The 15,415-nt window shown below is 43.3% G+C and carries 7 protein-coding genes and 1 other RNA gene; 6 read left to right on the top strand and 2 right to left on the bottom strand.

Features of this window, described 5'->3' with window-relative positions; genetic code table 11:
• The first annotated feature begins 132 nt into the window (after window positions 1-132).
• A complete protein-coding gene (locus FOA33_RS01785) occupies window positions 133-8,382 on the top strand; it encodes an SIALI-17 repeat-containing surface protein (protein ID WP_221160441.1) in 8,250 nt (2,749 codons plus the stop codon).
• A 167-nt stretch (window positions 8,383-8,549) separates the two neighbouring features.
• On the opposite strand, the gene pbp1a is transcribed toward FOA33_RS01785, so the two are convergent.
• Entirely contained in the window at window positions 8,550-10,712 is a 2,163-nt protein-coding gene (gene pbp1a / locus FOA33_RS01790; protein WP_221160442.1) for a penicillin-binding protein PBP1A, read from the bottom strand.
• Window positions 10,709-11,305 carry a Holliday junction resolvase RecU gene (gene recU / locus FOA33_RS01795; protein ID WP_221160443.1) on the bottom strand — a complete coding sequence of 199 codons (597 nt, stop codon included), beginning with the start codon at window positions 11,303-11,305 and terminating at the stop codon, window positions 10,709-10,711. The genes pbp1a and recU overlap by 4 nt, the downstream gene beginning before the upstream one ends.
• Window positions 11,306-11,371: 66 nt before the next feature.
• On the opposite strand from recU, the gene FOA33_RS01800 reads away from it, so the two are divergent.
• From FOA33_RS01800 to mapZ, 5 genes are all read left to right on the top strand, one after another.
• Entirely contained in the window at window positions 11,372-11,899 is a 528-nt protein-coding gene (locus FOA33_RS01800; protein ID WP_221160444.1) for an SLOG family protein, read from the top strand.
• Window positions 11,900-11,968: 69 nt separating this feature from the next.
• Window positions 11,969-12,295 carry a cell division regulator GpsB gene (gene gpsB, locus FOA33_RS01805; RefSeq protein ID WP_061418633.1) on the top strand — a complete coding sequence of 109 codons (327 nt, stop codon included), beginning with the start codon at window positions 11,969-11,971 and terminating at the stop codon, window positions 12,293-12,295.
• Window positions 12,296-12,318: 23 nt separating this feature from the next.
• Window positions 12,319-12,700, top strand: an RNA gene (gene rnpB, locus FOA33_RS01810) — RNase P RNA component class B.
• Between the two features lie 83 nt (window positions 12,701-12,783).
• The gene (locus FOA33_RS01815) at window positions 12,784-13,941 is read left to right on the top strand and encodes a THUMP domain-containing class I SAM-dependent RNA methyltransferase (RefSeq protein WP_221160445.1); all 1,158 of its coding nucleotides are present in this window, start codon (window positions 12,784-12,786) and stop codon (window positions 13,939-13,941) included.
• A gap of 12 nt (window positions 13,942-13,953) precedes the next feature.
• On the top strand, window positions 13,954-15,396 hold the full coding sequence (gene mapZ, locus FOA33_RS01820) for a cell division site-positioning protein MapZ (RefSeq protein WP_221160446.1): 1,443 nt from the start codon (window positions 13,954-13,956) through the stop codon (window positions 15,394-15,396).
• The last annotated feature ends 19 nt before the right edge of the window (window positions 15,397-15,415 follow it).

Raw genomic sequence — 15,415 nt, forward strand, 5'->3', positions numbered from 1 at the left:
ATTTTAGTAGTCAAAAAGAACTCGAATCAAATAGGATCAAACAGCCGGAGAGGACCTCTAGGTTCTCTCCTTTTTTCAAAGGAGAAATGATACCGCTTACTCATGTATGCGGATGAAAGGAATAGGAGAAAGATGGATAGACATTTTTTTGAGAAACGCTGTCACTATAGTATAAGAAAATTTGCAATCGGTGCAGCCTCCGTTATGATTGGTGCTAGTATCTTTGGAGCCAATATGGTTCAGGCAGCAGAAACAGCAACACCTTCAGAAACAGAGGGAAGTATTACCCATGTTCAAGCCCTGGATAAGTTACCAGATGATTTAGCCGCTGCGCTTGAAAAGGCGGATGCAGCAGCTGCAACAGAAGCAAGTCATGAAGAAACTCCAGCGACTGATGAGGGAACCAATCCTCCAGCAAGTGAAGAGGCAAAACCAGAGACAAGTCCTGCAAGTCCCAAGCCAGCAGAAACGCCGAAACCGGTTGAAACACCAAAGGCAGACAATAAACCTGCGGAAACCACTACGCCCGCAACAAAACCAGCTGAAAAGACAATCGAAGATAGAGAAGATGTCAACCATCTCGAGGGTGCTACTGCCCAGGCGAGCAACCATGAAACTGGTACCAGCTTTACTGCAGATAAGGCTATCGACGGAGATGACAATACTCGTTGGGCTACGGATAAAGATGTACCAAAACCAACCTTCGAATTAACTCTTCCAAAAACTACTCTCATCAAACATGTAGAAATTGACTGGGATCGTCGTCTTCGTAATGGGCAAAATGACCCCAATATCAAATCTTGGAGTCTCTACTACGCAGGTCAAGAAGACGTGGGCGCTAACGGAGAAAAACAATGGAAACTCGCTCATACCAAGACAGGAGAACCTGTTTTAGATGAGAAAGTTGACCTAGCTGAAAGTATCCAAGCTAAGTACCTCAAATTGGAGATCAATGATTACCAAGCGGGAACAATGGGCTGGAGAAACGTTGGAATCCAAGAAATCCGAGCCTATTCGAATGTTCCGGACCATAGTAAGGTAACGGATATCCGCCAAGTAACAGAACTATCAGTAGCAGAAGACGGACGATCTCTTGTTCTACCAACTTTACCAGGAAAAGTCAGTCTTATCGGAAGCAATAAACAAGGTGTAATTGACCTTCAAAATCGTATCTATAAACCTTTGACAGATCAACGCGTCAAGGTCATGGTCCAACAAATCAGAGACAGTCATACCTTTACCAAAGAGTTTGAAGTAGTCATCAAGGGTCTACATCAGGACGAAGGTGTGGGTGTGAAACCAAAAGTAGCGCCAGCTGTTCAACAATGGTATGGAAAAGAAGGCCAATCCTCTATCACTTCAGATACAGTCCTTGCGACAGGAGATTCTGGCTTTGATCAGGCTGCAACCTTCTACCAGTCAGACCTTGCTAGCCGTGGATTAGAACTTGCAACAGGTGACAAACAGGCTCAAAAACGAATCGAATTTAAAAAGGTTGAAAACAAAGGTTATGGTAAGGAAGGCTATGGCATCACTATCCAAGATGATGTGATTACCATCGAAGCTGCAACGAACACAGGAGCCTTCTACGCTACTCGTACTCTTCTTCAAATGGGAGAAACAGACCTCCAAAATGGTGAAATTCGTGATTTCCCAAGTTTCAGCCACCGTGGCTTTATGCTAGATACAGGCCGTAAATTTATCCCTTATGACACTCTTGTAGACATCATGCTCAACATGGCTTACTACAAGATGAACGACTTGCAGTTGCACCTTAATGATAACTATATTTTCCTTAAGGAACACTTGGCAGGTAAGAATTTAAGTCCAGAAGAACAACTCAAGTATGTACTTGAACATGCCAAGACTGGTTTCCGTTTGGAGACAGATATTGTCGGTAAGAATGGTCAAAAATTGACATCAGATGAGCATTATACTAAGGAAGAAATGCAAAATCTGATTAAATTGGCCAAGGCCTTGCATATCAACCTAGTACCAGAAATTGACACACCAGGTCATGCACTATCATTTGTCAAAGTTCGCCCAGACCTCATGTATCAAGGTAGTCTGAGCGATTATGCAGGCAAGCATAATGTCGAGCGCGTAGCCATGCTCGATCTAGACAATAAATACGAAGAAACTCTTAAATTTGTCAAATCCGTCTATGACAAACTCCTAGATGGACCAGATGCACCGCTTCATGGGGTATCAACTGTTCATATCGGAACGGATGAATACTATGGCAGCAGAGAAAGCTATCGCCGCTATGTCAATGACCTTATCAAATACATTAAAGGAAAAGGCTATACCCCTCGTATCTGGGGCTCGCTCAGTGCGAAACGTGGGAGCACTCCTGTTGATTGGAACGGAGTAGAAGTTGATATCTGGAGCATTGGCTGGCAACGACCAAATGAAGCCATTGCTCAGGGAGCTAAGATTATCAACATCACGGATGTACCGACCTATAGTGTGCCAAGTGGAAGCAATAGTCAAGCAGCCTACGGGGACTATGCTAACTACGAACGCCAGTACAATAGCTGGACACCGAATGATTTCCAAACAGGTGGAGGTCCACTTCTACCAGCTTCTCATCCAAGTATCCTTGGTGGTGGTCACGCAGTTTGGAATGATAATATTGACCTTCATGAGACCGGTTTGACCTCTTATGACATCTTCAAACGCTTCTTCAAGAGCATGCAAACTACTGCAGAACGTACTTGGGGATCCGATCGTGCAGCTGCAACCTTTGCAGAACGCACCCTACCAACAAGCCCTTATGCGCCACAGTCAAATCCTGATAAAGAGATTGATCAAAGCGACTTGTTTACCATCAATCCTAAGACAGTGAAGGACTACGCAAGTAAGAAGGTGAAGACAAGCGAGCAAGGATTGGCATTTGAGAAAGACAGCAGCATCGAAGGCTTAGCAGGTGATGTTGGTCCAAGTCATGTCTTGAAGTTTGATGTGACTGTCACTGGAGATGGTGAACAAACCTTCTCAACAAGTGGGGACAACCGTATCTATCTAGCTGATAAAGACGGCTATCTTGCTTATCAATTTGAACAGTTCCATATCCAATTCAATAAAAAACTTGAAAAGAACAAACGTTATCAAATCTCCATCGTAACCAAACCACAGTCAACAGAAGTCTATGTGGATGGTGAAAAGATTGAGCGTATCGCGGATCCTGCGCATCCACGTTTGGCTCATACAAGCTTGGTATTGCCACTTGAAAGTATCGGTGGCTTCAAGGGAATCTTGCACAGCGCTGAGTTGACTGATAAGCCTTTTGTAAATCCTCGTTTGATTTCAAATGATAAGATTACTGCAACCGCAAGCAGTCAGCAACTTCCAGGAAATGCGACTGAAGGCGCTGTTGAAAAGGCCTTTGACAATGATCCAAATACCTTCTGGCATACTAAATGGACTGGTGACACTGCGCCATACAGTCTGACTATGACCTTGAAAGAAGCAGAAAAAGTCAATGGCTTGACTTATCTCCCTCGTCCAGGTGGTGGAAATGGTGTCGTTACCCGCTACGAAATCTACGCACAAAAAGATGGCCAAATGGTCAAGGTTTCAGAAGGAAACTGGGACAACAATACCCAAGAAAAAACAGTTAACTTTGCCGCGGTACATACCAACAAGATTGAGTTAAAAGTATTGGAAGGTGTTGGTGGTTTTGCAAGTGCAGCCGAAGTTCATCTATTGAAACCTGTCAAAGAAGAGCAAGAAACGCCTGCACCAAGTCAACCAGAAAAACCAACTACTCCTGAAAAACCAAAAGTAGACCAAACAGGTGATGGAACAGTTGAATTGGCAGATCAATTCACTGCAAGTAAACCAGCTAGCGAAGACAGCATTGCAGCTGCCAGCAAGAGCGCAGACTATCTCAAGAAAGAGTACAAGGTCTTCCCAACTCCACAAAAAGTGACCTATGGCGAAGGCGTGACAGCCCTTCGCAAGCAAGTCAATCTGGTCATGGGCGATCAACTCGATATCTATACTCGTAATCGCTTGAAGAGTGTCTTGCAGGACAATCAAGTATCTTATACAACTGGTAAGGCAGCAATCGCTGGCGCAACCAATATCTATCTTGGAGTGCATGGACAAGGTTCACAAGCAGAGCAAAACTTGTCCAATGTTTCAGCAGGCCTCTTTGACAAGATTGACGCCTATGTCTTGAGCATCAAGGATAATTCGATTTCCATCGTCGGAAAAGACACAGATGCGGTCTTCTATGGTTTGACAACCTTGAAACATATGCTCAAGGAAAGTCAAGTTCCAGTCCTTCGCAATGTGACAGTAGAAGATTACGCAGAGCTCAAGAACCGTGGTTTCATCGAAGGTTACTATGGAAATCCATGGTCTAACGCAGATCGTGCAGAACTCATGCGTTTTGGTGGCGATTTGAAATTGAACCAATACTTCTTTGCACCAAAAGATGATCCATACCACAACAAGAAATGGCGAGAACTCTATCCAGAAGAAAAACTAGCTGAAATCCGTGAACTTGCTCGTGTCGGCAATCAAAGTAAAACCCGCTATGTCTGGACCATCCATCCATTCATGAACAACCGCATTCGCTTTGGCAATGAAGCGCACTACCAAGAAGATTTGGCAACCATCAAGGCTAAATTTACCCAGTTGATGAAAGTGGGTGTCCGTGAGTTTGGTATTCTAGCAGATGATGCACCGAGCCCAGTCGGAGGCTACAATAGCTACAACCGCTTGATGAAAGACATGACGGATTGGTTGACTGAAATGCAGGGAACCTACAGTGGTCTTCGTAAAGAAATGATTTTTGTTCCTGGCCAGTATTGGGGTAATGGACGTGAAGATGAGTTGAAATCCCTCAATGAAAATCTCCCAAGTTCAGCATCCATGACCTTGACGGGTGGTAAGATTTGGGGTGAAGTCTCTGAAAGCTTCCTTTCCACTCTCAAGAACAATCTATCCGCAGGAGGCAAGACCTATCGCCCAGTTTCACTTTGGATTAACTGGCCTGTAACAGATAACTCTAAACAACACTTGATTCTAGGTGGTGGTGAGAAATTCCTTCATCCAAATGTGGATCCAAGCTTGCTATCTGGTATCATGTTGAACCCAATGCAACAGTCTGAACCATCTAAGATTGCCCTCTTTTCAGGAGCTCAATACTCATGGAAACAGTGGAAATCAGAAGAAGAAGCTAAGAAAATCAATGACATTGCCTTCAACTTTGTTGAAAATGGTCATTTTGAAGATAGCAAGGTATCAGCAGCCTTCCGCGAACTTGGTAAACATATGATCAACCAAAACATGGATGGCCGTGTCGTTAAATTAGAAGAATCTGTAGACTTAGCTCCAAAATTGACAGACTTCATGACCAAGCTCAAAGCAGGTCAGGATGTGACTGCTGAACGTGCAGCCTTGCGTGCAGAATTTGCCAAGATTAAAGAAGCAGCCGAACTCTATAAAGCATCAGGCGATAAAAAAATGGTCGCCCAAATCCACTATTGGTTGGATAATGCAATCGATCAAATGAATGCTCTCGATGCCTTCCTTACAGGAACTGAAGCCATGGCTACAAACGATGCAGCCAAACTTTGGGATAGCTACTATAAAGGTTTGAAATTGTACGAACAGTCTCAAACTCACACCTTCCATTATGTAGACCATATGGAAAAAGCTGAATTGGGTGTTCAACATATTCGTCCATTTATCCTATCCTTGAAAGAAGTTCTAGCGTCTGAAGTTCAAAAAGTCTTGCATCCAGACCAAATCATCAGCACCTTTATCACCAATCGAACAGGTGTAGAAGGTGGTTTAGCAGAAGTAACGGATGGCGATTTGGCAACTCATGCGATTATTAAATCACCAAATAGCATCAAGACAGGTGATTATATTGGTATGAAGTTCAACAAACCAGTAGCGATTCAAACCTTGACCTTTGCTATGGGAACGCAGGCCAATCCACGTGATACCTTTAGTAAGGCAGAAGTGCAGTATCAAGATGAAAATGATAACTGGGTAACCTTGAAAGAGCCAAGCTATGTCGGAAATGAATCCCTTCTTAAGTTTGAAAATCTCAATATCAAGGCCAAGGCAGTTCGTATGATTGCGACAGCAGACCGCGAAAACACTTGGTTTGCAGTTCAGGAAATTGCAGTTAACCGTCCAGTTGAAAAAGCTCGTAGCCAACAAGCAACGACAGTTAGTCTAAGTTCAAACTTAGTTTACAAACTAAATACCTCAGCTCGTCAAATCACTGATGGCAAGGACAATACAGAAGCCATGATGGCAAATGCTGATGGAAGCAATACAACACCAGTAGATGCTTGGGCACAACTGGACCTCGGTGAAGTCAAGTCAGTTACTAAAGTTCGCCTTCGCCAAGGAATGGGTGATAAGCTTGCCGCAGGTGTACTTGAGTACTCTACAGATGGAACTGCATGGCAAGAGTTGGATCGCCTATCAGGAGAACAAACCAAGGAAGTGACCAGAGCTATAAATGCTCGCTACATCCGAGTCCGCAATACTAAGGCACTCGACCTCTGGTGGCGTATCCAAGACTTCTCTGTTGAGACACGCTCTGGAAATAGTGAGTTAACGGACACCAACGTTGATTCCTTGAAGGAAACACCAGTAGTGGATAGCTTGGGCAGTTATGAGCTTCAAATTCCAGCTGGAACCAAACTCCCTGCTCATAGCTATCTAGGAATGAAGCTTGACCGTATCCATCAGATTAAGAGCATCCAACTCCAAGGTCAGGATAACCCAGCTCTTAGCCTAGAGTACTCTGCAAATGCGCAAGAATGGACGTCAGCTAGCCAGTTGACAGACAGATCTGTAGCGACCCACTTGGTACGTTACGTTCGTCTGGTCAATAAAACAGATCAGGAACAAACTGTGACAGCCACTTCTCTCCTTGTGACAACCAAAGAAGTGCAACCAACCAAACTAGAATCTACAACTATGGGAATTCACCCAACATACGGAAGCAATGATGTTCGTAAACTGAACAACCTAGATCAACTATTTGACGGTGTTTACAACAACTTCGTTGAGTTTTCAGACTACGCCCATAAAGATGGTCACGTAACCTTGAAACTTGGCAGCGAACGAACTATCAAGAAGATTAGAGCTTACATCCAAGACGGAACTCAAAACTATCTTCGTGATGGTAAGATTCAAGTCAGCCAAGATGGTAAAACTTGGACAGATGTCGTGACAGTAGGAGATGGTGTGGCCAATAGCCAACACGATGATTCATTGACAGATGGTTGGACACATGATTCTAAGATGCCAGGAAATCGCTACATCGAAGGTGAATTGACGACACCAGTCAAAGCTAACTATCTCCGTGTCCTCTATACGGCAGACTATGATGCCCGTTTTGTAGGTTTTACAGAATTGGTCATCAACGATGGTGAATTTGTCAAACCAAACAATGATCCAACAGTAGAAGGAAGTAGTGGAGAAAGCCAAGGCAACCTTTATAATAATCTTGTAGACGGCAAAGTCTTGACCAGCTACAAGTCTGAAAAAGACAAGGGCGAATTGGTGTATCACTTGTCTGAGCCAACTAATGCCAACCATCTTCGTCTTGTCTCTAGTCTTCCTGAAGGAGCGAAAGCACGCATTCTTGCTAGAACACTCAAGGATGGTCAAGACAGCTGGACAGACCTTGGTGCCATTACATCTAGTCTCCAAACCTTCGCTATCCGAAATGGTGGCTCTCTTCTAGACGTCAAATTAGCCTGGGAAGGTGGCAAGGCCGAGTTTTATGAATTGGCGAGCTTCTATCAAGAATTAACAGAAGAACCGGTTCAATCAAGTAAGGGTGAAGATCCAGCACCCGTTCTTGAGGTTCCTGAATTCACAGGTGGTGTCAATGCAGTTGAAGCGGCAGTGCATGAGGTACCAGAATACACAGGCCCACTTGGAACAGCCGGAGACCAAGCGGCACCGACAGTTGAGAAGCCTGAGTTTAATGGTGGTGTCAATGCAGTTGAAGCCTTGGTACATGAACTTCCAGAATACACAGGCCCAGTAGCAACAGTAGGCGACCAACCAGCTCCGACAGTTGAGAAGCCTGAGTTTAATGGTGGTGTCAATGCAGCTGAAGCTTTGGTACATGAGCTTCCAGAGTACACAGGCCCAGTAGCAACAGTAGGCGACCAACCAGCTCCGACTGTAGAGAAACCTGAGTTTAAACTTAGCTCTTTAGCTTCCGATCAAGGTAAGACGCCAGATTATAAGCAAGAAATAGCTAGACCAGAAACAGCTGAACAAATCTTGCCAGCAACTGGTGAGAGTCAATCTGATTCGGCCCTCTTCCTAGCAGGTGTTAGCCTAGCCCTATCTGCTCTCTTTGTAGCAAAAACAAAGAAAGACTAGTATTCAACAAAACCTCTTAACAAGATTACAAAATCAGTTTCTCATCTTTTCCAATGAGGTTTATAGTACGCAGAAAGCCTGAGAAGATTTCTTCTCAGGCTTTTGCTAATCATATAAATACGATACTGCTATGAAAAAATCACCCAGAATACTCTGGGTAATAAATGTTATGGTTGTGCTGGTTGCGGATTCTGGTTTTGTTGGCCAGGGGTTGTATTTGATTGTTGCGTATTATTGTTAGGATTGGTAGTCGTACTATTATTTGTGCTTGGAGAAGTTGTGCTAGACTGTGAAGTTGAGCTTTCTGATGTCGAGCTTGAACTTTCAGTTGATGGGGCTTGCTGTGGAGCAGGTGTAGTCCATGTAGAACGAGCACCATTTTTAAATACGAATTCTCCACTTCTGTAGAGACCCTCAGGTATCGTCCAATCCCCTGGATGATCATCTTCAGAGAGATAAGTCATCATTGAACGATAGACCTTAGCTGCAACATAGAAGCCATCACCAACGATAGGAGTAAGACGATTTGAGTAACCAGTCCAAACGGCCATTGAATATTTACGAGTATAGCCAACGAACATTTCGTCTGGAGCTACATAACCCGTATTTTTAATGTAGTTTTCAATCTCATCATCTGTATAGTTTGACGTACCAGTTTTACCAGCCTGTGGTAGCCAAGGGAGGTAGGCTCCTCGACCAGTTCCGTATGCCAAGACAGTTTTCATCATATCTGTCATCATATAGGCTGTCGTTTCTTTCATAGCACGTGTACCAGAATCAGAGAATTCTTTTGAACTGCCATCACTAAAGACAATCTTGTTGATATACATAGGTTTGCGGTAGATACCGCCATTGGCAAAAGCAGCATAAGCCGCAGCCATCTTCTCGCTACTTGCTCCATACTTTTTGTCAGATTCGGTTGTATTACTTGAAATAGCATTAGCATAGTGTATGCTTGGGTAGTCAATACCGAGTCCATTTAGAAACGTCTTGGCACGATCAAGTCCTACTTTCTCTAGCGTTTCTACAGCCGGCACATTCCGTGATTGCTGGAGAGCATACTGGAGTGTTATGTTTCCAAAGTAACTCTTATCCCAGTTATAGACAGGGGTAGAGGTTCCAGGGTAATTATAAGGACTATCGTGAACAATCGCAGCAGTTGAATCATAAACGCCGTATTCCAAAGCAGGAGCATAGTCTGTAATAGGCTTCATGGTAGAACCCCAGTCACGGTTAGTTTCTACAGCCTGGTTTATTCCAAAGGAAACGTTACTTGATTGGTGGCGAGCACCTAATTGGGCAATGACTTTCCCGTTTGTGACATCAACGATAGTAGAGGCCACCTGTAACTCATCATCTGGATAGTTGACATACTCGTCCGTATTGTAAATATCCCAGAGACGTTGTTGGACCTTAGAATCAACGTTTGTGTAGACTTCCATACCCGTAGTTAAAAGGTTGTAACCTGTTTCCTGTTCAACTTGGTCAATCACCTCTTTGAGGTAATTATCCATGTATGGAGGATAACTGTTAGCTGATTTTAGGCTTTGAAGTCCATCTGTAATCGGAGTATTAATCGCTTTTTCGTATTGTTCGGCTGTAATGTAACCTTGCCCCTTCATCTCAGAGAGGACGAGATTACGACGTTCTTGAGCAGCTTCTGGATGCGAGTATGGATCATACTGGTTTGGAGCCTGAGGCATTCCGGCAAGGAGGGCCAATTGAGGGATACTCAAATCTTTGAGGTCTTTGCCATAGTAACTTTGAGCAGCCGTCTGCATTCCGTAGTTCCCGTTTGACATGTAAACCTTGTTGATGTAGTAGGTCAAGATCTCTTGTTTAGTCGCTTTTTGTTCTAGCTGGACGGCGAGCCATGCTTCCTGAGCCTTACGAGAAAGGGTTTGGTCAGAAGTTGACGTAGAGAAATAGGTTAACTTGATCAACTGCTGCGTCAAAGTTGAAGCTCCTTGAAGGCCTCCGCCACCACGAAGATTTCGTAGGGTGGCACCTAGGATACGGATAGTATCAATTCCTCGGTGATTAAAGAAGCGATGGTCTTCAATCGAAACAATAGCGTTGACCAAATCGGTCGGTATTTCGTTTGCTTGTGCATTGACCCGACGTTCTGAACCAAGATCAGCGATGAGTTCATCGTTATTGTCATAAATTTTACTAGACGTTGTAGCGACTAGTTTACTTTCAGATAGGGCTGGAGTCTTGCTAACATAGTAGAGAAAGAGACCTCCACCCAGCATAATAGCTGCGATAAATACAGTTAAGAAGCAGATACTGATATATTTAGTTATTCGCAGGATAGTTTGTTTGTTCATCTTGTTTTACCACCTAGTAAATGTTCTTTGATAATATCGAGATAGGGAATCTGGGGAAAGGCACCCAGCTCAATCCTATATCCATTTTCTCGAATATATCCAAGTGGCATTGACTTTTGTCCCTTATCTTGATGATAGAAACGAATCAGGTCAACAGCCGGCAATAAATAAGTTTCTTGCTGAGAAGCAAAGTGAAGAAGGACAAAGCAGATTCCTCGCTGGGCAAGGACCTGTTCCATATGCTGAATCTGATGGTGATGGAAATTCTTCATCGGAATCGCATGTTTTTGCCTAGTTTCCTTTGCTTCAAAGTCGATGTAGTATCCATCATAAACCCCTGAATAGTCAGTAGTTGAAGCTTGTCTAAAGTAGGCTTCAACGATCTTGGCTCGACTTCGTTGGGGATAGTCGACACGTACGATTTGGATGGGAGTCGGTTTCTTGTGAATAACAGCTACCCCATGCGACAAATAGTAGTCGTTCGTAGCATTAATCATCTTTTCAAAAGACATTCCCCGATTTGCGAAATTTTTAGTTTGTGACAGGGGTACTTGTCTCTTTTGAGATGAAATTTTATGTGGATAGTTGACCATAATTCTCCTTATTGGTACAATAACATCACTCTATTATATCATAAATTTACAAAGAAAGGGTTAAAAATGACATCAGCCTTGATTTTAGGCTATTCAGCCTTCGACCTTGGTCTTTTTAATGACAAGGATATTCGCGTTGATATTATCAAAACAGCTATTCGGAGAGACCTGGAGCGTCTAGCAGAGGAAGGGGTGACTTGGCTTGTCTTTACAGGGACTTTGGGCTTTGAGTACTGGGCGCTTCAGGTGGCAAAAGACATGAAAAGAGACTATGGATTTCAGCTGGCGACTATTTTTGATTTTGAAACCCATGGCAGCAACTGGAATGAAGCCAATCAAGTGAAGTTGAGCGAATTCAAGCAAGTTGATTTTGTTAAATATGCCTATCCACAATATGAACACAAGGGGCAACTACGTGATTATCAGAAATTTTTACTGGAGAACACAGATATTTGCTATCTTTTTTATGATGAGGAAAACAAAACTAAGTTACAATATTTTTACCAAATGATGAAAAATCAAGCGGACTATGTTACAAGGCAATTAACATTTGATGAGTTAAATGAACTAGCAGAAAATTTTTCTGAAAAGTAACCCTTTGACCTTGATTTTTACTTGTCTTTTTTTATATAATAATACTAGTAACCCAGAATGGAGAGAGACATGGCAAGTATTATATTTTCAGCAAAAGATATTTTTGAACAAGAGTTTGGACGCGAAGTGCGTGGATATAGCAGAGCAGAGGTGGATGAATTCTTAGATGATGTGATTAAGGATTATGAAACTTACGCAGCGTTGGTCAAATCCCTTCGCCAAGAAATTGCCGATTTGAAGGAGGAGTTGTCTCGTAAACCACAGGCGGCTCCAACTCAACCAGACTCTATTGAAGTAACAGCTTCTACTTCAATGACAAATTTTGATATTTTGAAACGCTTAAATCGTCTCGAAAAAGAAGTATTTGGTAAGCAAATCTTAGACAATCAAGATTGATAATTGACTAAGGAATGAGTGCAATTTTTGGATAATCGCGTGAAGAGGTTCTCTTTTCATGAGGAAAGTCCATGCTAGCACAGGCTGTGATGCCTGTAGTGTTTGTGCTAGGCGAATCCATAAGCCTAGGGACGAGAAATCGTTACGGCAGTCGAAATGGCTAAGTCTTCGGATAGGTCAGAATAGGCTTGAAAGTGCCACAGTGACGGAGTCTTTCTGGAAACAGAGAGAGTGGAACGCGGTAAACCCCTCAAGCTAGCAACCCAAATTTTGGTCGGGGCATGGAGTGCACGGAAACGAACGTAGTACTCTGACTGCTAGCAGCTTCGTGCTGTTAGCGGTAGACAGATGATTATCGAAGGAAGTGGTCCTAGTCACTTCTGGAACAAAACATGGCTTATAGAAAATTGCATATAGGTTGGGGCTGAGAAATCTTTCTCAACCTCATTTTTTAAAGTGAACAAGAGAAAGGTCTTGCAAGACTAGAAATGAAAGAACAATTTAATTTAATCGCAACTGCTGCGGCGGGTCTTGAGGCTGTCGTTGGACGTGAGGTGCGAGACCTTGGTTATGATTGCCAGGTTGAAAATGGGCGTGTCCGCTTCCAAGGAGATGTGAAGGCAATCATTGAGACCAATCTTTGGCTTCGTGCAGCGGATCGCATCAAGATTGTAGTCGGAAGCTTTCCAGCTAAGACCTTTGAAGAGCTTTTTCAAGGTGTTTTTGCTCTAGATTGGGAAAACTATCTCCCGCTAGGAGCACGTTTCCCGATTTCAAAGGCCAAATGTGTTAAGTCAAAACTTCATAACGAGCCCAGTGTTCAGGCCATTTCTAAGAAAGCTGTTGTGAAGAAATTACAAAAACACTATGCCCGCCCGGAAGGAGTTCCTTTGATGGAAACTGGTCCTGAGTTTAAGATTGAGGTGTCCATCCTTAAGGATGTGGCAACTGTTATGATTGACACGACAGGTTCTAGCCTCTTTAAACGTGGTTATCGTACGGAAAAAGGTGGAGCGCCTATCAAGGAAAATATGGCAGCGGCCATTTTACAACTATCTAACTGGTATCCAGACAAGCCCTTGATTGATCCGACCTGTGGTTCAGGAACTTTCTGTATCGAGGCGGCTATGATTGCCAGAAAGATGGCGCCAGGCCTTCGCCGTTCCTTTGCTTTTGAGGAATGGAACTGGGTCAGCAATCGGTTAATCCAAGAGGTCCGTACTGATGCTGCTAAGAAAATCAATCGTGAACTTGAGCTGGACATTATGGGCTGTGATATTGATGCTCGTATGGTAGAAATTGCCAAGGCGAATGCCCAAGCAGCAGGTGTTGCAGGAGATATCACCTTTAAGCAAATGCGGGTACAGGACTTGCGCACAGACAAGATCAATGGCGTTATCATTTCCAATCCACCATATGGGGAGCGCTTGTCCGATGATGCAGGAGTTACGAAACTTTATGCTGAGATGGGACAGGTCTTTGCACCACTGAAAACCTGGAGTAAGTTTATCCTGACGAGTGACGGAGCTTTTGAAAGTAAGTACGGAAGTCCAGCAGATAAAAAACGAAAACTCTATAACGGGACCTTGAAAGTGGATTTGTATCAATACTTTGGTCAGCGTGTGAAACGCCAAGAGGTAAAATAGAAAGGTAAACTCATGAGCAAGAAAAGACATGATCGTCATAAAAAAGAACAGCAAGAGCCACAATTCGACTTTGACGAAGCAAAAGATTTGACTGTTGGTCAAGCAATTCGTAAGAATGAGGAGGTTGAGGCTGGAGTATTGCCTGAAGACAACATCTTGGACAAATACATCAAACAGCATCGCGAAGAGATCGAGGCAGATAAGTTTGAAACTCGTCAGCTTGAAAAAGGAGAGTTGGCTTCTACTCAAAACTTAGAGGAATTGATCCAAGATGTTCGTGAATCAAGTGAACCTTCGGATCAGGTAGAAGGTTCAGATGTGGTTTCCGAGGAATCTATTGAAGAGATAGACAATGAAGAAACTACTCAGTTTGTTCCACCACTTCAAGATGAGGAAAGTACTGAAATAGAGCCTCTCGTTTTAACAGAAACAGCATCCAAGGAAATGAATGAGGAAAATGAGGAACAAGAAGAAACCTATACTTCCCTATCACGATCAGTACAGACGGAACCTGAAACAGGCTCTAAAAAGAAACGTGTGATTACCATCGTTTCTGTGGTAGCTGCAATTCTTGTTCTTGCTGGGACGTATTATGTCTACCGTCAGGTATCTCGTTCAAACCAAGAAATTCAGTCTTCTCAAGCATCTTCAGGAAATCAAGAATCGCAAACCGACTTGCAAGAGTTCAATACGCTTTATGATGCCTTCTATACAGATGCCAATAAGACTGCTTTAAAAAATAGCCAGTTCGATAAGTTAAGCCAGCTAAAAAACTTACTGGATAAGTTAGAAGGTAGCCGTGATTATACACTAGCTAAGTCAAAATACGATAGCCTAGCAACTCAAATCAAGGCCATTCAAGATATCAATGCCCTCTTTGAAAGTCCAGTTATTACTGATGATGTCTTGGATACCAATGCTAAAGCCAAGGCGGATGCTAAGTTCACGGAAGTTAAAACGGGAAATACAGAGCTTGATAAACTGTTAGCTCAGGCGATTAGCCTTGGTAAGAGCCAACAAACCAGTGCTTCCAGCTCAAGTTCCAGCTCAAGTCAAGCAAGTTCAAGTTCCGCTACAGAAAACAATGCAAGCAGTACGACGCCTTCAACAAGCACCACAGCACCGGCTAGAGATACAAATGGTGGTTTATCTGGTGATGGTGTAAATCTACAGAGAGGACTTAGTCGTGTACCCTATAACCAATCAGCTGTAGACGATAGCAACAATCCTGCCTGGACGTTTGCAGATGGTGTATTGGAACAGATCCTAGCAACATCACGTGCACGTGGCTACATCACTGGCAACCAATACATTCTCGAACGTGTCAATATTGTAAACGGAAACGGCTATTACAACCTCTACAAACCGGATGGAACCTACCTCTTCACCCTCAACTGTAAGACGGGTTACTTTGTAGGGAATGGTTCTGGTCATGCAGATGACTTGGACTATTAGGAGTCCGTTACAAAATTCT

It is taken from the genome of Streptococcus cristatus, assembly GCF_019685515.1.
In the GTDB taxonomy this organism is placed as follows: Bacteria; Bacillota; Bacilli; order Lactobacillales; family Streptococcaceae; genus Streptococcus.